The organism is Pseudomonas sp. BN411, from assembly GCF_029871235.1.
Taxonomy (GTDB): Bacteria; Pseudomonadota; Gammaproteobacteria; order Pseudomonadales; family Pseudomonadaceae; genus Metapseudomonas.
The window spans coordinates 240298-259192 of the sequence record NZ_SSOM01000073.1 but is presented as its reverse complement, the minus strand read 5'-3'; the positions used below and the strand labels follow the sequence as shown (position 1 = coordinate 259192).

Sequence of the window (18895 nt, the reverse complement as noted above, 5' to 3'; positions counted from 1 at the left end):
AGGTCCGAATCCGGGACCGAAGGTATTTCAGGAAACGAAGCGCCCAATAGGGCGCTCGCGGAATCCCGTTCCGTATGAAAACGCGCCGAGCGATGGTCAGGCTAGGCGGAAATCGGCGAGGCCGCGGAGTTGACGACTGTCAATGAGCAGGCCGAGCCGATTTCAACGACGCATGGCCAAAGCGCAGGCCCTTTTTCGTAGGAACCTACACAGCGTCGCGGGGGAGCATGAGCCCCAACGGCAGGCAGACCCTGGCTTCAAGGCCACCACCGGAGCGATTGCGCAGTTCGACGCTGCCGCCGTGCTGCGCGGCGATGCGTTTCACGATGGCGAGCCCCAGGCCAGTGCCCTTGCCGCCACGGGCGCGGTCACCACGGATGAAGGGGTTGAAGATGTCCTGCAGCTCCGACGGATCGATGCCCTGGCCCCGGTCCAGCACGCTCAGCACCACGTAGGGCGCAGCGTTGTCGCCCGCGAGGAAGGCTGCAACCTCGACACCATTGCCGCCATATCGCAGCGCGTTCTCGATCAGGTTCACCAGCAGGCGCTTGATCGATACCCGCCGTAACGGGAACAGCGGTAGCGGTTCCAGGCACAGGCGCACCTGTTCGTCCTGCTGGTTGTAGGGCGCGACCACTTCGCGCACCAACTCGCCCAGGTCCAGCTCTTCCACCCGCTCGTCGCGGCCATCACGGATGAAGGCGAGGAACTGGTCGAGGATGGCGTCCATGTCCTCGATGTCGCGGACCATGTCTTCGGTCAGCTCGGAGTCGTTACACATCAGTTCCAGGGACAGGCGCAGGCGCGTCAGCGGCGTGCGCAGGTCATGGGAAACGCCCGCCAGCATCAGCTCGCGCTCGCGGGCGCCACGTTCGACGTCTTCGGCCATCTGGTTGAAGGCGCGGTACACCTCGGCCATCTCACTCGGCGTGTCGCTCACCGGCAGACGCACGCTGCGGCCCTGGCCGACCTGGCGGGCGGCGAAGACCAGGCGCTTGAGCGGCGCGTTGAGCTGGCGCACGAAGATCCAGGCGGCGGCGGTGGAGAGCAGGCCGATGCCGAGGAACCAGCCGAGCACGCTCCAGATACGCTGGCCGCGCAGGGGGTGTGGATAAAGCGGGATGCGCACCCAGTCCGGGCCCAGCTCCGGGGCGTGGACCCAGAGCGCCGGCGGGCTCTGGGCGCGCAGACGCACTTCGGTGCCGGGGCCGAGCTCGGCCTGCATCTGGCGCTGGAAGATTTCGCTGTAGGGCCAGTGCTGTTCACTGGCGGGCACGGCGTCGCGGGTGACGCGCTTGAGCCCGGCAGCCTTGGCCAGGTCGTGACGCTCTTCTTCACTCGCCGCCCAGTAGGCACGCAGGGTCAACGCGGCGCCGTGGCTGTACTGGCGGTCCACCAGCACGTCCTCGTTCATCATCAGGTAGACCAGGGTCAGCGCCTTGGAAAACAGGACGACGATGAGCACCAGCCAAAGGGTGCGGGAGAAGAAGCTCTGTGGGAACCAGTAGGGGGTGCGCATCACCACCCTGGGTTGCCCGGCGGCGGGAACCCCCGCCGCACGTTCACTTGTTGCCATCGGGTACGAACACGTAGCCCACGCCCCAGACGGTCTGGATATAGCGCGGCTTGGAAGGGTCCGGTTCGATCAGCCGGCGCAGACGGGAAATCTGCACGTCGATGGAGCGCTCCAGGGCGTCCCACTCGCGGCCACGGGCCAGGTTCATCAGTTTGTCGCGGGTCAGCGGCTCGCGGGCGTGCTGGACCAGCGCCTTGAGTACGGCGAACTCACCGGTGGTGAGCATCTGCACGTCGTCGCCTTTCTTCAGCTCGCGGGTGGCCAGGGACAGCTCGTACTCACCGAAGCTGACACTCTCGTCCTCGCTGGCCGGGGCGCCCGGTACCTGCGGTGCCTGGCGGCGCAGCACGGCCTTGATCCGCGCCAGCAGCTCGCGGGGGTTGAAGGGCTTGGCCAGGTAGTCGTCAGCGCCCAGTTCCAGGCCCTGGATACGGCTGGTCTCGTCGCCCTTGGCGGTGAGCATGATGATCGGCACCTGGTTGTTGGACGCGCGCAGGCGGCGGCAGGCCGACAGGCCGTCCTCGCCGGGGAGCATCAGGTCCAGCACCACCAGGTTGAAGAGTTCGCGAGCCAGCAGGCGATCCATCTGCTCGACGTTCTCCACGGCGCGCACGCGAAAGCCCTGCTCGTCGAGGAAGCGCTCGAGAAGGCGCCGCAGACGGGCGTCGTCATCGACTATGAGGATCTTTTCGCCTTCAGCGGTCGGGTTGCTGCTCATGTTTTCTCCTGTTGTGCAAGCCGCGCATTATCGCCTGCCGGCAGCGCGTAGCGGCTTGCCCATTGTTAGCAGATTTTTCCCCGAACGGTTTCCTACCCTTCGAAACTGGGTGTTTATAATGCGGCGCCTTTCATCACCGGCGAGCCCTGGCTCGCCGGTCTGTTTTTCTGCGGTAGCCGCCGTGACCCGACCCGGGCTACCGCCCATGCAGGTGTTTTCAATGGATATCAACAACCGCATCGCTGAAGAACTGGGCGTGCGCCCGCAACAGGTCGCCGCCGCCGTGGAACTGCTGGACGAGGGATCTACCGTCCCCTTCATCGCCCGTTACCGGAAAGAAGTCACCGGCAGCCTCGACGATACCCAGCTGCGTACCCTGGAAGAACGCCTGCGCTACCTGCGCGAAATGGAAGATCGCCGCGGCGCGATCCTCGCCAGCATCACCGAGCAGGGCAAACTGACGCCGGAACTGGAACGCGAGATCAAGCTCGCCGACACCAAGACCCGCCTCGAAGACCTCTACCTGCCCTATAAGCAGAAGCGCCGCACCAAGGGCCAGATCGCCCTGGAGGCCGGTCTCGGCGAACTGGCCGACGCGCTGTTCAACGATCCGTCCCTGGCTCCGGAAGCCGAAGCCGAGCGTTTCATCGACGCTGAAAAGGGCTTTGCCGACATCAAGGCCGTGCTCGAAGGCGCCAAGTACATCCTCATGGAGCGCTTCGCCGAAGACGCCACCCTGCTGGCCAGCCTGCGCGGCTTCCTCAAGGACGGCGCCACCCTCAGCGCCCGCCTGGTTGCCGGCAAGGAACAGGAAGGCGCCAAGTTCAGCGACTACTTCGAACACGACGAAAACCTCAAGGGCGTGCCCTCGCACCGTGCCCTGGCGATCTTCCGTGGCCGCAACGAAGGCGTGCTGAGCATCGCCCTGAAGGTCGGCGAAGAGCTGCCGGGCACCATGCATCCGTGCGAAGTGATGATCGGAGAGCGCTTCGGCATCGCCAACCAGGGCCGCGCCGCCGACAAGTGGCTGTCCGAAGTGGTGCGCTGGACCTGGAAGGTCAAGCTCTACACCCACCTGGAAACCGACCTGCTGGGCGAGCTGCGCGAAGCCGCCGAAGGCGAAGCCATCAACGTCTTCGCCCGCAACCTGCACGACCTGCTGCTGGCCGCGCCGGCCGGCCCGCGCGCCACCCTGGGCCTCGACCCGGGCCTGCGCACCGGCTGCAAGGTCGCCGTGGTCGATGCCACCGGCAAGCTGCTGGACACCGCCACCGTCTACCCCCACGTGCCGCACAACAAGTGGGACGAGACCCTGGCCATCCTCGGCAAGCTCTGCGCCAAGCACAGCGTCGACCTGATCGCCATCGGCAACGGCACCGCCAGCCGCGAGACGGACAAGCTGGCCATCGAGCTGATCAAGAAATACCCGGCCCTGAAGATGACCAAGATCATGGTCAGCGAGGCCGGCGCATCGGTGTACTCCGCTTCCGAGCTGGCGGCGAAGGAGTTCCCGGACCTGGACGTTTCCCTGCGTGGCGCTGTGTCCATCGCCCGCCGCCTGCAGGACCCGCTGGCCGAGCTGGTGAAGATCGACCCGAAATCCATCGGCGTCGGCCAGTACCAGCACGACGTGTCCCAGCTTCAGCTGGCGCGCAGCCTGGACGCCGTGGTCGAGGACTGCGTGAACGCCGTGGGCGTGGACGTGAACACCGCCTCCGCAGCCCTGCTGGCCCGCATCTCCGGCCTCAACGCCACCCTGGCGCAGAACATCGTCAGCTACCGTGACGCCAACGGCGCCTTCAAGACCCGCGACGAGCTGAAGAAAGTCAGCCGCCTGGGCGAAAAGACCTTCGAGCAGGCCGCCGGCTTCCTCCGCGTGATGAACGGCGACAACCCGCTGGACGCCTCCGCCGTGCACCCGGAAACCTATCCGCTGGTGCAGCGCATCGCCGCCGATACCGGCCGCGACATCCGCTCGCTGGTCGGCGACTCCGGCTTCCTCAAGCGCCTGGACCCGGCCAAGTTCACCGACGAGACCTTCGGCCTGCCCACCGTCACCGACATCCTCAAGGAACTGGACAAGCCCGGCCGCGACCCGCGTCCCGAGTTCAAGACCGCCGAGTTCCAGGAAGGCGTCGAGAGCCTGAAGGACCTCAAACCCGGCATGACGCTGGAAGGCGTGGTGACCAACGTCACCAACTTCGGCGCCTTCGTCGACATCGGCGTCCACCAGGACGGCCTGGTGCACATCTCCGCGCTGTCGGAGAAGTTCGTCAAGGACCCGTACGAAGTGGTCAAGGCCGGCGACATCGTCCGCGTGAAGGTCATGGAAGTGGACATCCCGCGTAACCGCGTCGGCCTGTCCATGCGCATGAGCGACACCCCTGGCGAGAAGGTCGAAGGTCCGCGCGGCGGCGGTCGCCAGGGCGGCCAGCCGCGCCAGCAGCAGAGCGCCCCGCGCAACAGCGCTCCGCCGGCGACCGGCGCCATGGCCTCGCTGTTCGCCAACGCCAAGCAGATCAAGAAGAAGTGACGATGGACTTCACCGACCAGCAAACCACCAGCGCCTACAGCAAGCTGCTGGGTATCGAGCCGCTGAGCCTCGGCGATGGCATTGCCGAGGCGCGCCTGGTCATGGACGAGCACCTGCGCAACCGTGGCCAGGTCATGCATGGCGGGGCGATTTTTTCGCTGCTGGACATCACCATGGGGCTGGCCTGTACCAGCACCCACGGCTTCGACCGGCGCAGCGCCACGCTGGAATGCAAGATCAACTACATCCGCCCGGTGGCGGAGGGCGAGGTGATCTGCAAGGCGCGGGTGCTGCATGCCGGCAAACGCACGCTGGTGGTGGAGGCCGACGTGCTGCAGGGCGACAAGCTGGTCGCCAAGGGACAAGGCACCTTCGCTCAGCTGTAACCGCGGGGTGGTGGCAAGGCTCTATTCTGGACGAAGCGACAACGCGAACCGCCGGCTGGAAAAGTATTTCGGCCGGCGGCCAAGTCCGCCTCTTGTAGACAGCTAGGTCCACCCCCATATTGGGGCGACCGACGCGTGAAGGATTCCAAATTGAGCGATCTTCTTTCCCGCCGCCTGGCCTTGCTCGGCGAGCGCGCCAACCTGCCCCTGCTCACCCAGTGCCTGCACGGCATCGAGCGTGAATGCCTGCGGGTCGACGGCAATGGCCAACTGGCGCTGACGCCACACTCCCCTGCCCTGGGCTCGGCCCTGACCCATGCGCAGATCACCACGGACTATTCCGAATCGCTGCTGGAGTTCATCACTCCGGCCGAGGCCGATCCGGCGCAGACCCTGGCGGACCTGGAGAAGATCCATCGCTTCACCGTGGACAAGCTCGGCGACGAACTGCTCTGGAGCCCGTCCATGCCTTGCCGGCTGCCGTCGGAAGAAGACATCCCGATCGCCCGCTACGGCACCTCGCCCATCGGCCGCCTGAAGTACGTCTACCGCAAGGGCCTGGCCGTGCGTTACGGCAAGACCATGCAGTGCATTGCCGGCATCCACTACAACTATTCCCTGCCCGACGCGCTCTGGCCGCTGCTCAAGCAGGCCGAAGGCGACCCGCAGAGCGACCGCGAGTACCAGTCCGCGCGCTACATCGCGATGATTCGCAACTTCCGCCGCTACAGCTGGCTGCTGATGTACCTGTTCGGTGCCGCCCCGGCACTGGACAAGAGCTTCCTGCGCGGCCGTCCGCATGACCTCGACAGCCTGGACGCCGACACCCTGTACCTGCCCTACGCCACCAGCCTGCGGATGAGCGACCTGGGCTACCAGAACAACGCCCAGGCCGGCCTCACCCCCTGCTACAACAGCCTCGACAGCTACCTCGGAAGCCTGCGCCAGGCGGTGTCCACGCCCTACCCGCCCTACGCCGAGATCGGCACCAAGCAGGACGGCGAATGGGTGCAGCTGAACACCAACGTCATCCAGATCGAGAACGAGTACTACTCGTCGATCCGCCCCAAGCGTGTCACCTACACCGGCGAACGCCCGATCCAGGCGCTGATGGCCCGTGGCGTGCAGTACGTGGAAGTGCGTTGCCTCGACATCAACCCCTTCCTGCCGCTGGGCATCGACCTCACCGAAGCGCGCTTCCTCGATGCCTTCCTGCTGTTCTGCGCCCTGCAGGACAGCCCGCCGATGGCCGGCGAGGAATGCCGCAGCGCCACCGACAACTTCCAGCGCGTGGTCAAGGAAGGACGCCGTCCCGGCCTGCAACTGCAGCGCCACGGCCATACCACCAGCCTGACCGAATGGGCCAATGAGCTGCTCGACCGCATCGCCCGCACCGCCGAGCTGCTGGACGCCGCCCAGGGTGGCCAGGAACACGCCGAGGCGCTGGCCGCCCAGCGTGCCAAGGTCGCCAACCCGGAGCTGACCCCGTCGGCGCGGGTGCTGGCCGAAATGCGCGAGCGCGGCGAAAGCTTCAGCCAGTTCTCCCTGCGCCAGAGCCGCCAGCATGCCGACTACTTCCGCAGCCAGCCGCTCGACGCCGAGGACCAGGACCGCTTCGAGAACATGGCCCGCCAGTCTCTGGACGAACAGGCGCGCCTGGAAGCCGAGCCGGAAGTGGATTTCGACACCTTCGTCGCCGCCTACCAGGCGAGCATCCTGGGCCTGATCAGCAATTGATCGCGCTGGGGAAAACTTGTGGGGGCGATTTCATTCGCTAAGGGCAGCTCCGCTGCCTCCTGCAACTTCCAAGTGCAGGTCTACGACCTGCTCAGCGATTGAAATCGCCCCCACAGAAAAGAAGTCCTCGCCCGATGGGGCGAGGAGCTCGGGGTTCAGAGCGCCTTCTCGAAGACCTGCGAATTGCGCTGGAAGTTGTACAGCGACGCCCGCGCGACCGGCAGGCGCTCAACGCCGCTGGGCTGGAAGCCGCGCTCGCGGAACCAGTGGGCGGTGCGGGTGGTGAGGACGTAGAGGGTCTTCAGGCCCAGGGCGCGGGCGCGCTCCTCGATGCGCTCCAACAGCTCATCGCCACGACCGCCGTGGCGGTATTCCGGATTCACCGCCAGGCAGGCCAGCTCGCCGGAGTCGGAGTCGGCGATGGGATAGAGCGCCGCGCAGGCGATGATCAGGCCATCGCGCTCGACGATGGTGAACTGCTCGATCTCCCGCTCCAGCACCTCCCGCGAACGGCGCACCAGAATGCCCTGGTCCTCCAGCGGGGTGATCAGGTCGATCAGGCCGCCGACATCATCGATGGTGGCTTCGCGCAGGGATTCGAACTGTTCCTGGTCAACCAGGGTGCCGCCGCCATCGCGGGTGAACAGCTCGGTGAGCAGCGAACCGTCCTCGGCATAGCTGACCATGTGGCTGCGCTTGACCCCCGCGCGGCAGGCCTGGGCAGCGGCGTCGAGCAGCTCGGCCTGGTAATTGTTGCCGAGGCGCGCCAGGTGCGGCGGTACCTGCTGTGGACGCAGCTCGCGCACCAACTTGCCGGATTCATCGATCAGGCCGCGCTCGGCGCCGAACAGGATCAGCTTGTCTGCCCCCAGGTCGATGGCGACGCGGGTGGCCACGTCCTCGCAGGCGAGGTTGAAGATTTCCCCGGTGGGCGAGTAGCCGAGCGGCGACAACAGCACGATGGTGCGCTCGTCCAGCAGGCGGCCGATGCCCTTGCGGTCCACCCGGCGCACTTCGCCGGTGTGGTGGTAGTCGATGCCGTCAACGACGCCGATCGGGCGTGCGGTGACGAAGTTGCCGGTGCTCACCCGCAGCCGCGAACCCTGCATGGGCGAGGCGGCGATATCCATGGACAGACGTGCCTCGATGGCAATGCGCAGCTGACCCACGGCATCGATCACGCATTCCAGCGTAGGGCCGTCGGTGATCCGCAGGTCGCGGTGGAAGTGCGGGGTCAGGCCGCGCGCGGCCAGGCGCGCCTCGATCTGCGGGCGCGAGCCGTGCACCAGCACCAGGCGCACGCCCATGCTGTGCAGCAGCACCAGGTCGTGGACGATATTGCCGAAGTTCGGGTGAGCAACGCCCTCGCCGGGCAGCATCACCACGAAGGTGCAGTCCCGGTGGGAGTTGATGTATGGGGTAGCGTGGCGCAGCCAGTTGACGTAGTCGGGCATGGTTCCGTGAGCCTGTCGTAGAGCGAATTGACGAGTGCGATCCCCGGCTTGTCCGGGAATGAAAGTGAGGCGGCGCGTTATCGTCGTCGCATGAGCATCAACGGAAACCCTCCTGGTCAGGACTTGGTGGCGGATTGAAGGCAGTAATGCTGGATGAGCTGGCGCAATAGCGCAACGGTAGGCTCGATCCGTGACAGTTCGAGATGCTCGTCCGGCTGGTGGGCGCAGGCGATGTCGCCGGGGCCGAGCACCACGGTCTCGCAACCGAGCTGCTGAAGATACGGTGCTTCGGTGCCGAAGGCCACCGACTGCGCGGTATGGCCGGTAAGACGTTCGGCCAGGCGCACCAGATCACTTTCCGGCGACTGCTCGAAGGGCGGCACTGCCGGGAACAGCGGCTTGAAGTCGATCTTCACCTGGTAGTGCTCGGCCACCGGACGCAGGCGCTGGCGGATCACCGCACGCAGGGTGTCCGGGTTCATTCCCGGCAGCGGGCGCAGGTCGAATTCCAGGCTGCACTGGCCGCAGATGCGGTTGGGGTTGTCGCCACCGTGGATGCAGCCGAGGTTCAGCGTGGGCTGGGGCACAGTGAACTGCGGATTGCGGAATTCCTGCTGCCATTCGCCACGCAAGGCGATCAGGTCGCTCATCACCGCATGCATGGCTTCCAGGGCGCTGTGGCCCAGGCTGGGGTCCGAGGAGTGGCCGCTCTGCCCGAGGATGTCGATGCGCTCCATCATCACCCCCTTATGCAGGCGGATGGGCTTCAGCCCCGTCGGCTCGCCAATCACCGCCGCGCGACCCAGGGGCCTGCCGGCCTCCGCCAGCGCGCGGGCACCGGCCATGGAGCTTTCCTCGTCACAGGTGGCGAGGATGATCAGCGGCTGCTGGAACCGCTGGTCCAGCAGGCCACGCACGGCCTCGATGACCAGGGGGAAGAAGCCCTTCATGTCGCAGCTGCCCAGGCCGTACCAGCGGTTGCTGACTTCACTCAGCTTGAGCGGGTCGGTTTTCCACAGGGCGGCGTCGAAAGGCACCGTGTCGCTATGGCCGGCCAGCACCAGGCCGCCGGGGCCCGTGCCGTAGGTCGCCAGCAAGTTGGCCTTGCCCGGCGAGACCTGCTGGATCTCGCAACGGAAACCGAGATCACCAAGCCAGGCGGCCAGCAATTCGATCACTGCCTGGTTCGACTGGTCCCAACTGGGCTGGGTACAGCTCACCGAGGGGGTGGCAATCAGCGCGGCGAACTGGGATTTCAGGTCTGGAACGGACATCGGGGGGCCTCCACGGACGAGCGATCATCATAGGCCCAAGGTTGCACAGGGTGAAACCGCTGCGGCACGGGGTCCGCCCGTCCTGTAAACTTCACCGCCTTGGCAGCCACCCCCTGGCTGCGTCCGAAGACCCCGGCGATGAACAAAGAGACCGAAATCAAGCTTCGCGCCAGCCGCGAGACCCTGGAAGCCCTGCGCGACCACCCGCTGCTGAAGAAGCGCAACAAGTCCGGCTGGGAACGCCGCGAACTCTTCAACCAGTACTTCGACACGCCCGACCGCGATCTGGCCCAGGCCCGCGTGGCCCTGCGCCTGCGCCGCGACGGCGAGCAGTTCATCCAGACCCTCAAGACCCGTGGCCAGAGCGTGGCCGGGCTGTCCGAGCGCAATGAGTGGGACTGGTACCTGGACAAGGCCAAGCTGGACCCGAAGAAACTCACCGACGACTGCTGGCCCGCCAGCCTCGCCGAACTGGACAAGAAGCAGCTCAAGCCCATCTTCACCACCGACTTCCACCGTGACCGCGCCGAGATCGCCTGGGGCCGCGGCAAGGCCAAAGTGGTGATCGAGGCCGCCCTGGACCAGGGCAAGGTAATCGCCGGCAAGCTGGAAGAAGACATCTGCGAACTGGAACTGGAACTGCGCCAGGGCGAACCTGAAGCCCTGCTGGAACTGGCCGCCGAGCTCGCCGCCGATCTGCCGCTGATGCCCTGCGACATCAGCAAGGCCGAGCGCGGCTATCGCCTCCATGACGCCAACAGCTACCACCTCAGCCTGCCGGTGCCGGCCCTGTCGGCCGAACTGCCGCTGGACGACGCCTTCGCCGCCCTCGCCTGGCACCTGCTGGGCAGCAGCCAGCGCCTGGCCGAGCAATACCGCTTCAACGGACACTGGAAGCTGCTGGTGGACTGGCTGCAGCAACTCATCGACCTGCGCGCCCTGATCGGCAGCCTCGGCCAGGCCGCCCCACGCGCCAGCAGCCATGACCTGCGCGAGGTCCTGGACGCCCTGCTCAACGACTGGCGCCCGCGCGTGCAGGCCGGTGAACTGGACGAAACCGTACGCCACGCCGCACCACAGCAGTTCGCCGAAGAACTCGCCGGCACCCGCTGGGGCCTGTTCTCCCTCAATGCTTCCCGCTGGCTGCTGAGCCGCGCCTGGACCGTCGAACGCAATGAGCGTGGCAATCGCCAGGGCAAGGCCGTGCTGGGCAACTGGCTGCCGCGCCTGCTAAGCGAAGAAGGCGAAGCCCTCAAGCTGGATCGCTACAAGCGCCAGCCCGAGGACCTGTCCGAGCAGCTGCCGCGCATCGAGCGCCTGCTGGTCTGGCTGCGTCTGGCGCGCCAGGTGCTGGAAGTGCCGGAAGTCGACCGCGCCTACGGTGAGCTGTCCAAGTTCGCCGAACTGGCCGCCCAGCCGCTGGACGCGGAAGTACTGGCAGCCCGCAGCGAGCAGGCTCAAGCCCTGATCAGCCTGCGCAGCTGGAAGGCGCTGACCCGCTAAGGCGGTAGAGGCCCCACCATGCTCAAGCAAAGCTTCCGCTCCGTGGTCACCACCTGGCTGACCGGCCTGCTGGCCCTGTTGCCACTGGTACTGACCCTGGCCCTGCTGGCCTGGCTGGTAAGCCTGCTGAACCGGCTGGTGGGGCCATCCACGGTGATCGGCCAGCTCCTCGGCGCCCTCGGCCAGCCCTTTGCGAGTAACCCGGTGCTGGCGTATCTGGTCGGCACCCTGGTGCTGCTGGGCAGCCTGTATCCCCTGGGCCTGGCGGTGCAGCTCGGCCTGCGCCGGCCGCTGGTCTGGCTGCTGGACATGACCCTGCGCCGCGCGCCGCTGATCGGCAGCCTGTACGGGCTGGCAGATCGCTTCGTCGGCCTGCTGGACCGCAGCCAGAACGCCGACATCGCCGCCATGAGCCCGGTGTGGTGCCTGTTCGGCGGCAACGGCGCTGCGGTGCTGGCCTTGCGCCCGAATCCGGAAACCTTCGAACTGGACGGCCGCCCCTACTGCGCCATCCTCGTCCCCACCGCGCCCATTCCAGTGGGCGGCGGCCTGATCTACGTGCCGGTGGAGTGGGTACGTCCGGCGGAGATGGGCGTGGACGGGCTGACCAGCATCTACCTGTCCATGGGCCTCACGCCGCCGCACCAGGCCGGGAAGCTGGCGAAGGAGCCAAGGCCTCCTGAGGCTCTCGTGTAGGGGCGAATTTGCAGGTGACTGCATTGCCCGTAGGAGCTGGCTTGCCAGCGAATGGCTCCTTTTCGCTAGCAAGCTAGCTCCTACAATTTCTTGGGGCAGCTGCACTGCCCTTGGCGATTGAAATCGCCCCTACAGACGCGCTACTCGATATGCAGGCTGGTCGTGGACTTGATCTCCGACAGCGCGACGATGGAGTTCACCTCCTGTATCCCCGGCACCAGCGACAGCTTCTCGAAGAAGAAGCGCTCGTAGGCCTCGATGTCGCGGGTGACGATGCGCAGCATGAAATCCACCGCCCCCATCAGCACATGGCACTCCAGCACCTCGGGAAACTGGCGCATGGCCTCGGCGAACTCGGTGAGGTTGGAGCGGCCGTGGGCGTTGAGTTTCACCTGGGCGAAGATCTGCGCATTGAGGCCCACCTTGCGCCGGTCCAGCAGGGTGACCTGACGGCGGATCACACCCTCGTCCTTCAGGCGCTGGATACGCCGCCAGCAGGGCGATTGGGACAGTCCCACCCGTTCGGCGATCTCGGCGGTGGACAGGCTCGCATCCTCCTGCAGCAGGTCGAGGATGCGCTTGTCGTAGCTATCCAGGGTGACGGACATAAAAATTCCCGACTCTGATCGATTTCAGGAAAGTCTATCCAAAGAATCTGCCCATCAGCGCAATTCAGGCAGAAAAATCCCGCTCCAGGCTGGAAAACTATCGGCGTCCAAACCGAGGAATCCCCCATGCTCAGCCTGCAGACCGCTCCCGCCACCCGCGAAGACCACTGGCACCCGCGCGCCACCCAGTTTCAGGCCCGCGAGATGCAGTTCGCCATCATCGCCGAGGCGGAAGCGGACATCCTCGGTCGCCTGCTCGCCTTCTTCTCCCAGCTGCAGCTGGTGCCGCACTGGCTGGAAGTGAACCGGCTCGGCGACAACCTGCTGGTGCAACTGCGCCAGCCGGGGCTGACCCCACACCGGGCCGAAGTCATTGCGCAGAAGATGCGCTCGCTGGTCAGCGTGTTCTCGGTGGAGCTGGAGCACGCTGCCGTTCCTTGATCCAGCACTTAGTCGAAAACCTGCGATTCGGGCATGCTTGCCGTCCCGTGAGAAGAGCGATTGACTACTCTTCCAGACTGAGCAGCGTGACCGAGGAGCATGCATGTCCGCCTTTGCCTCACCCGCCCAGGATCGTTGGCTGGACCTCAACGACCTGATGCGCGAACTGGTGGCCCAGGGCCGCCTGAGCCAGGACCAGGCCGAACACTGCCTGGCCATTCGCCGTAGCGCGGTGAACAACCAGCAGCATCCCCTGGAGTTTCTTGCCAGCCAGCAGGTGGACGACCTCAAGCGTCCCGGCAAGAAGCTGGACCTGGAAACCCTCAGCCACTGGCTGGCCGAACTTGCCGGCCAGCCCTACCTGCGCATCGACCCGCTGAAGATCGACGTTGCCGCCATCACCCCGTTGATGTCCTACGCCTTCGCCCAACGCCACAAGATCCTCGCCGTGGCTGTCGATAGCGAGGCGGTGACCATCGCCAGCGCCCAGCCCTTCGTGCAGAGCTGGGAAAGCAACCTTACCCACGTGCTCAAGCGCCCGATCAAGCGTGTGGTGGCCAACCCGGGGGACATCCAGAAGTTCACCCTGGAGTTCTATCGCCTGGCCAAGTCCGTCAGCGGCGCCAGTGCGGTGGACCAGAAGATCAGCGGCGTCGGCAACTTCGAGCAGTTGCTCAAGCTCGGCTCCAACGAGCAGGAGCCGGACGCCAACGACGCGCACATCGTCAACATCGTCGACTGGCTGTTCCAGTACGCCTACCAGCAACGCGCCAGTGATATCCACATCGAACCGCGTCGCGAGCAGGGCACCGTGCGCTTCCGTATCGACGGCGTACTGCACACCGTCTATCAATTCCCGCCGCAGGTGACGATGGCGGTGGTCAGCCGCCTGAAGAGCCTCGGCCGCATGAACGTGGCGGAAAAGCGCAAACCCCAGGACGGCCGGGTCAAGACCAAGACCCCGGACGGCGGCGAGGTGGAACTGCGCCTGTCGACGCTGCCCACCGCCTTTGGCGAGAAGATGGTGATGCGGATCTTCGACCCCGAAGTGCTGCTGAAGAGTTTCGACCAGCTCGGCTTCTCCCAGGACGACCTGCGCCGCTGGCAGAGCATGACCAACCAGCCCAACGGCATCATCCTGGTCACCGGCCCCACCGGCTCGGGCAAGACCACCACGCTCTACACCACGCTCAAGCAGCTGGCCACCAGCGAGGTGAACGTCTGCACCATCGAAGACCCCATCGAGATGATCGAGGGCGCCTTCAACCAGATGCAGGTGCAGCACAACATCGACCTGACCTTCGCCAGCGGCGTGCGCGCGCTGATGCGCCAGGACCCGGACATCATCATGGTCGGCGAGATCCGCGACCTGGAAACCGCCGAAATGGCCATCCAGGCCGCGCTGACCGGCCACCTGGTGCTCTCCACCCTGCACACCAACGACGCCCCCAGCGCCATCACCCGCCTGTTGGAACTGGGCGTGCCCTACTACCTGCTGCGCGCCACCCTGCTCGGGGTCATGGCCCAGCGCCTGGTGCGCACCCTGTGCCCGCACTGCAAGGCGCCGATGGAGCTTCGCGAGGACGACTGGGCCGGCCTGACCAAACCCTGGAGCGCACCGCTGCCCACCGGCGCCCACCATGCCGTCGGCTGCCTCGAATGCCGCGACACCGGCTACCGCGGTCGCGCCGGGGTCTACGAGATCATGCTGCTGTCCGACGGCATCAAACCGCTGATCACCGCCGATACCGATCTCATCGCCCTGCGCCGCGCAGCCTTCAAGGAAGGCATGCGTAGCCTGCGCCTGTCCGGCGCGCAAAAGGTCGCCTCGGGCCTGACGACCATCGAAGAAGTGCTGCGGGTCACGCCACAAAGCGAGCAGAAATGAAATGCTTGGCGGCTGGGGCGGAGGGGCCCCAGTCACCGAGATACAGCCAGCAAAAGGAGCACATCCCATGGAAATCGGCAGTGTCGTCATCCTCTTCGTCGCCCTGGCGATCGCCATCGTCTTCATGGGCTTCAAGGTCGTGCCGCAAGGCTTCGAGTGGACGGTAGAGCGCTTCGGCCGCTACACCAACACGCTCAAACCGGGCCTCAACATCATCGTGCCGGTCATGGACCGCATCGGCCGCAAGATCAACGTCATGGAAAGCGTGCTGGACATTCCCCCGCAGGAAGCCATCAGCGCCGACAACGCCATCGTCACCATCGACGCCGTGTGCTTCTTCCAGGTGATCAACACCGCCCAGGCGGCCTACGAGGTCAACGACCTGGAGCACGCCATCCGCAACCTGGTGATGACCAACATCCGCACCGTGCTCGGCTCCATGGAGCTGGACGCCATGCTCAGCCAGCGCGATGCGATCAACGAGCGCCTGCTGCGCACCGTGGATGAAGCCACCGCGCCCTGGGGCATCAAGGTCACCCGTATCGAGATCAAGGACATCACGCCGCCGGCCGACCTGGTGGAAGCCATGGCGAGCCAGATGAAAGCCGAGCGCCTGAAGCGCGCCCAGGTCCTCGAAGCCGAAGGCCGGCGCCAGGCGGAAATCCTCACTGCCGAGGGTGAGAAGCAGGCGCAGATCCTCAAGGCCGAAGGCGAGCGTACCGCCGCCTTCCTTGAAGCCGAGGCCCGCGAGCGTGCCGCCCAGGCCGAAGCCGAGGCGACCCGCGTGGTGTCCGAAGCCATCGCCAACGGCAACGTGCAGGCGGTGAACTACTTCGTCGCACAGAAATACGTGGAGGCACTGGGCAAGTTGGCCAGCGCCAACAACAGCAAGGTGGTGCTGATGCCGCTGGAAGCCAGCCAGGTGATCGGCGCCGTGGGCGGCATCGGCGAAATCGTCCGCGCCACCTTCGACGGCAAGAAGGGCTGAAATGATGTGGAACTACCTCCAGCACCTGACCTACTGGGACTGGTTGGCCCTCGGTACCCTGCTGCTGATCCTCGAAGTCTTCGGCGCCGGCGGCTACCTGCTGTGGATCGGCGTGGCTGCGGCCGGCGTCGGGGTCATCACCTTCATCGCCCCGGAGCTGCACTGGGCCGTCCAGTTCCTGCTGTTCGGCATCCTCTCCATCCTCACCGCCGTGCTCTGGTGGCGTCGCCAGCGCAGCGCCGCGAAAGTCTCCGACCAACCCGGCCTGAACCGGCGCGGCTATGAGTTCGTGGGCCGCGAATTCGCCTTGCATGAAGCCATCAGCGGCGGTCGCGGCAAGATCCGCGCCGGCGACTCCGTCTGGCTGGTGTCCGGACCAGACCTGCCCGCCGGTAGCCAGGTGCGTGTCGTCGGCCAGGACGGCGTGCTACTCAAGGTTGAACCCGTCTGATCATCCCGCGCCGCTGATCGCCAGCTAGGCTTGCAAGGCCGAACCTGGCGATCGCGAAGGGCGTATCGAAATGTCAGCCACCCAGCACCTGCGTCCGCTATCGCTGAGCGGGATCGACATGCAGCCTTGACGGCCTCCGGGGCATTCATCGAACCTGCACGCCCGTGAAGCACGCTTGCCTGTACAGCGGATGTCTGCATGTCGAAGCACCACAAGATCGCCCCACCCAAGTCTGTCCGGCGCCCTGTCTATCCGGTCCTGGCAGCCCTGCTGCTGTTGATCGGACTGGGTGTCTGGCTGTACCTCAAGGGCGGCAGCGGTGCCCTGCCGGGCAAGCTCCCATCCCAAGCTGGTATCCAGTCCGCGAGCATGGTGGACGAAGGCCAGTGCGCCGGTTGCCATGCCCAGCAGGCGAACGACTGGCGGGGCAGCCACCACCAACTGGCGATGCAGGAAGCCACCGACGCCAGCGTGCTGGGCGACTTCAATGACATCACCTTCCAGGGCGAAGGCGAGACGACCCGCTTCTTTCGCAAGGACGGCGGCTTCTGGGTCAACACCCCCGGCGCCGACGGTAACCCAGCCGATTTCCGCGTTGCCTACGCCTTTGGCGTTGCGCCGCTGCAGCAGTACCTGATCGAGGTTCCGGGCGGACGCCTGCAAGCCCTTGGCGTGGCCTGGGACGTGGACAAGCGCGCCTGGTTCCACCTCTACCCCGGACAGGGCGCGGACTTCCGGAATCCCCTGCACTGGAGCCGCCCACAGCAGAACGCCAACTTCATGTGCGTGGAATGCCACACCACGGGCTTCAAACGTAACTACGACCCGGTCGCTGATCGCTTCTCCAGCCAGTGGAACAGCCTGGGCGTCGGCTGCCAGGCCTGCCATGGCCCGGCCTCCCGCCATCTCGACTGGGCGGCGAAGAAGCTCGATGCGGCGAACGCCGGCTTCGCCATCGACCTTGGCCGAACCAACAAGATCAAGGCCGTGGAAACTTGCGCCCGCTGCCATTCGCGCCGCGCACCGCTGGACGACGGCTACCACCAGGAAAGCCGCCTGATGGACGACTACCTGCCCAGCGCGCTGACCCGTGAACTCTACGAACTGGACGGCAAGATCAAGGACGAGGTGTTCGAGTACGGATCCTTCGCCCAGAGCCGGATGTTTGCCAAGGGCCTGCGTTGCAGCACCTGCCACAACCCTCACAGCACGGCGCTCAAGGTGACGGGCAACGGCCTCTGCCTGCAGTGCCACAACCCGGCGGGCAAGACCGGCGTCGCGGGGATCGACGGCAAGGGGCTGAAGGCGAAGAACTACGACAGCCCCGAGCATCACCATCACGCCCAGGGACGGGCCGGCTCGCAATGCGTGGATTGCCACATGCCGGGCAAGCTGTTCATGGTCAACGACTATCGCCACGACCACGGCTTCACCCTGCCCAACCCGCCGCGCGCCCTGCGCCTGGGTACCTCGGATGCCTGCCTCGGCTGCCACCGCGACAAGCCGGGTGACACGGTCGCCGAGCAGTTCCGCCTCTGGTACGGCGAAGCCAAGGCCGACGGGCCCCGCTATGACGAAAGCCTGTGGCTGATTCGCAATGGCCGTCCGGGCGCCTCTCGGGCGCTCTACCAGCAACTGGAAGTCCGCGAGCTGCCGGCCATTCGCCGCGCCACCCTGCTGGCGGAGCTGCCGACCTATCCCAGCGAACGGGCGCTCAAGGCCGCCGCACGGGACTTGACCCACCCCGCACCGCAAGTGCGCCTGGCGGCGATCCGTGCGGTTGCGGCCCTGGTGCCGCCGGAGCAGCGCCGCAATCTGCTGGCACCGCTGCTCACCGACCCGGTGCGTGGCGTACGCATCACCGCCGCCTATGAGCTGCTGGGGCTGCGCGTCACAGGCCTAGGCAATTACGAGAAAGCCTGGGACAAGGCCATCGCCGAATACGAGGCCGTGCAACTCAACCTGCAGGAGCGCGCCGAGGCCAACCTCAACCTGGCAATGCTCTATCAAGCCAACGGGCGCAGCGACGCCGTGGAGTCGCGCCTGCGCACAGCGCTGCAGCGTGATCCGGAATTCCTGCCAGCCCTGGTCGCCCTGGTGCAATGGCTGGATGGCAACTTCCGTTGGGAGGAAGGCCGAGCCCTGCTCGACCGGGGTCTCAAGGAACATCCCCAGTCCGCCCTGCTGCAGCACGCCAACGGGCTGATGCTGGTGCGCAAGGGCGATCTGCCGGCGGCGCTCAAGGCCTTTGCCGAAGCCGTCCGCCTGGAGCCGCAGAACAGCCAGTACGACTACGTCTACGCCGTGGCCCTGCACGACAGCGGCCAGTTGGAGACGGCCTGCCATCGACTGGAGGAACTGCTGGAACACGACGCCGCCAACCGCGAGGCGCGCCTGGCACTGATCAACTACTGGCGCGAAGCCGGGCAGATCCAGAAGGTCCAGGCGCTGCTGGCGGAACTGGAGCAGCAGAACCCGGACGACCCGGCGCTGAGGCGGGAGTAGTCGGAGCTCGTCCCTGGGAACGATCCTTGCGCCGCCTGACGCTGGTGCGCGCGGCGTACCCTACCCGTCCCCGTGACCGGTGGGCAGCGAGGTTGAACTACGTCACTGGCGGCCGAATCTGATGTTTCAGGCCCACC

At 66.0% G+C, this 18895-nt stretch carries 15 protein-coding genes; 10 read left to right on the top strand and 5 right to left on the bottom strand.

The window, feature by feature from the left end:
• Nucleotides 1–205: 205 nt before the first annotated feature.
• Entirely contained in the window at nt 206–1519 is a 1314-nt protein-coding gene (locus E8F06_RS19250; protein ID WP_280370630.1) for an ATP-binding protein, read from the bottom strand.
• Nucleotides 1520–1562: 43 nt separating this feature from the next.
• Nucleotides 1563–2294: a two-component system response regulator OmpR gene (gene ompR, locus E8F06_RS19245; RefSeq protein ID WP_120654036.1), complete on the bottom strand. Its 732-nt coding sequence runs from the start codon at nt 2292–2294 to the stop codon at nt 1563–1565.
• Nucleotides 2295–2514: 220 nt separating this feature from the next.
• Between ompR and E8F06_RS19240 the strand changes: the two genes are divergently transcribed.
• From E8F06_RS19240 to gshA, 3 genes are all read left to right on the top strand, one after another.
• Nucleotides 2515–4827 (top strand): Tex family protein, encoded by a 2313-nt coding sequence (locus E8F06_RS19240; RefSeq protein WP_280370100.1) that lies wholly within the window; start codon nt 2515–2517, stop codon nt 4825–4827.
• A gap of 2 nt (nt 4828–4829) precedes the next feature.
• Nucleotides 4830–5213 carry a PaaI family thioesterase gene (locus E8F06_RS19235; protein ID WP_280370098.1) on the top strand — a complete coding sequence of 128 codons (384 nt, stop codon included), beginning with the start codon at nt 4830–4832 and terminating at the stop codon, nt 5211–5213.
• 150 nt (nt 5214–5363) lie between these two features.
• Complete coding sequence (gshA, locus tag E8F06_RS19230) at nt 5364–6950, top strand: glutamate--cysteine ligase (protein WP_280370096.1); 1587 nt, start codon at nt 5364–5366, stop codon at nt 6948–6950.
• 155 nt (nt 6951–7105) lie between these two features.
• Here the strand turns inward: gshA and argA are convergent, their stop codons facing one another.
• Together argA and argE are read right to left on the bottom strand one after the other, a co-directional pair.
• On the bottom strand, nt 7106–8404 hold the full coding sequence (gene argA / locus E8F06_RS19225) for an amino-acid N-acetyltransferase (protein WP_280370094.1): 1299 nt from the start codon (nt 8402–8404) through the stop codon (nt 7106–7108).
• A gap of 116 nt (nt 8405–8520) precedes the next feature.
• Nucleotides 8521–9678 carry an acetylornithine deacetylase gene (argE, locus tag E8F06_RS19220; RefSeq protein WP_280370092.1) on the bottom strand — a complete coding sequence of 386 codons (1158 nt, stop codon included), beginning with the start codon at nt 9676–9678 and terminating at the stop codon, nt 8521–8523.
• A gap of 138 nt (nt 9679–9816) precedes the next feature.
• Between argE and E8F06_RS19215 the strand changes: the two genes are divergently transcribed.
• The gene (locus tag E8F06_RS19215) at nt 9817–11181 is read left to right on the top strand and encodes an inorganic triphosphatase (RefSeq protein ID WP_280370090.1); all 1365 of its coding nucleotides are present in this window, start codon (nt 9817–9819) and stop codon (nt 11179–11181) included.
• Between the two features lie 18 nt (nt 11182–11199).
• Nucleotides 11200–11877 carry a DUF502 domain-containing protein gene (locus E8F06_RS19210; RefSeq protein ID WP_280370088.1) on the top strand — a complete coding sequence of 226 codons (678 nt, stop codon included), beginning with the start codon at nt 11200–11202 and terminating at the stop codon, nt 11875–11877.
• A gap of 140 nt (nt 11878–12017) precedes the next feature.
• Here E8F06_RS19210 and E8F06_RS19205 read toward each other — a convergent pair whose 3' ends face one another.
• Nucleotides 12018–12485 (bottom strand): Lrp/AsnC family transcriptional regulator, encoded by a 468-nt coding sequence (locus E8F06_RS19205; protein ID WP_280370086.1) that lies wholly within the window; start codon nt 12483–12485, stop codon nt 12018–12020.
• A 126-nt stretch (nt 12486–12611) separates the two neighbouring features.
• Here E8F06_RS19205 and E8F06_RS19200 point away from each other — a divergent pair, with 126 nt between their 5' ends.
• The 5 genes from E8F06_RS19200 (at nt 12612) to E8F06_RS19180 (ending at nt 18758) form a co-directional block, all read left to right on the top strand.
• Nucleotides 12612–12926: a hypothetical protein gene (locus E8F06_RS19200; protein ID WP_280370084.1), complete on the top strand. Its 315-nt coding sequence runs from the start codon at nt 12612–12614 to the stop codon at nt 12924–12926.
• A gap of 103 nt (nt 12927–13029) precedes the next feature.
• A complete protein-coding gene (locus E8F06_RS19195) occupies nt 13030–14814 on the top strand; it encodes a GspE/PulE family protein (protein ID WP_280370082.1) in 1785 nt (594 codons plus the stop codon).
• A 67-nt stretch (nt 14815–14881) separates the two neighbouring features.
• Entirely contained in the window at nt 14882–15802 is a 921-nt protein-coding gene (locus E8F06_RS19190; RefSeq protein ID WP_280355321.1) for an SPFH domain-containing protein, read from the top strand.
• 4 nt (nt 15803–15806) lie between these two features.
• The gene (locus E8F06_RS19185; protein WP_280370628.1) at nt 15807–16253 is read left to right on the top strand and encodes an NfeD family protein; all 447 of its coding nucleotides are present in this window, start codon (nt 15807–15809) and stop codon (nt 16251–16253) included.
• Nucleotides 16254–16451: 198 nt separating this feature from the next.
• On the top strand, nt 16452–18758 hold the full coding sequence (locus E8F06_RS19180; protein ID WP_280370080.1) for a tetratricopeptide repeat protein: 2307 nt from the start codon (nt 16452–16454) through the stop codon (nt 18756–18758).
• Nucleotides 18759–18895 lie beyond the last annotated feature (137 nt).

Bases quoted from the DNA above. Each gene is read 5' to 3' on its own strand.
- E8F06_RS19250 (WP_280370630.1), bottom strand. From the start codon at position 1,519: ATGCGCACCCCCTACTGGTTCCCACAGAGCTTCTTCTCCCGCACCCTT.
- ompR (WP_120654036.1), bottom strand. From the start codon at position 2,294: ATGAGCAGCAACCCGACCGCTGAAGGCGAAAAGATCCTCATAGTCGAT.
- E8F06_RS19240 (WP_280370100.1), top strand. From the start codon at position 2,515: ATGGATATCAACAACCGCATCGCTGAAGAACTGGGCGTGCGCCCGCAA.
- E8F06_RS19235 (WP_280370098.1), top strand. From the start codon at position 4,830: ATGGACTTCACCGACCAGCAAACCACCAGCGCCTACAGCAAGCTGCTG.
- argA (WP_280370094.1), bottom strand. From the start codon at position 8,404: ATGCCCGACTACGTCAACTGGCTGCGCCACGCTACCCCATACATCAAC.
- argE (WP_280370092.1), bottom strand. From the start codon at position 9,678: ATGTCCGTTCCAGACCTGAAATCCCAGTTCGCCGCGCTGATTGCCACC.
- E8F06_RS19215 (WP_280370090.1), top strand. From the start codon at position 9,817: ATGAACAAAGAGACCGAAATCAAGCTTCGCGCCAGCCGCGAGACCCTG.
- E8F06_RS19210 (WP_280370088.1), top strand. From the start codon at position 11,200: ATGCTCAAGCAAAGCTTCCGCTCCGTGGTCACCACCTGGCTGACCGGC.
- E8F06_RS19205 (WP_280370086.1), bottom strand. From the start codon at position 12,485: ATGTCCGTCACCCTGGATAGCTACGACAAGCGCATCCTCGACCTGCTG.
- E8F06_RS19200 (WP_280370084.1), top strand. From the start codon at position 12,612: ATGCTCAGCCTGCAGACCGCTCCCGCCACCCGCGAAGACCACTGGCAC.
- E8F06_RS19195 (WP_280370082.1), top strand. From the start codon at position 13,030: ATGTCCGCCTTTGCCTCACCCGCCCAGGATCGTTGGCTGGACCTCAAC.
- E8F06_RS19190 (WP_280355321.1), top strand. From the start codon at position 14,882: ATGGAAATCGGCAGTGTCGTCATCCTCTTCGTCGCCCTGGCGATCGCC.
- E8F06_RS19185 (WP_280370628.1), top strand. From the start codon at position 15,807: ATGTGGAACTACCTCCAGCACCTGACCTACTGGGACTGGTTGGCCCTC.
- E8F06_RS19180 (WP_280370080.1), top strand. From the start codon at position 16,452: ATGTCGAAGCACCACAAGATCGCCCCACCCAAGTCTGTCCGGCGCCCT.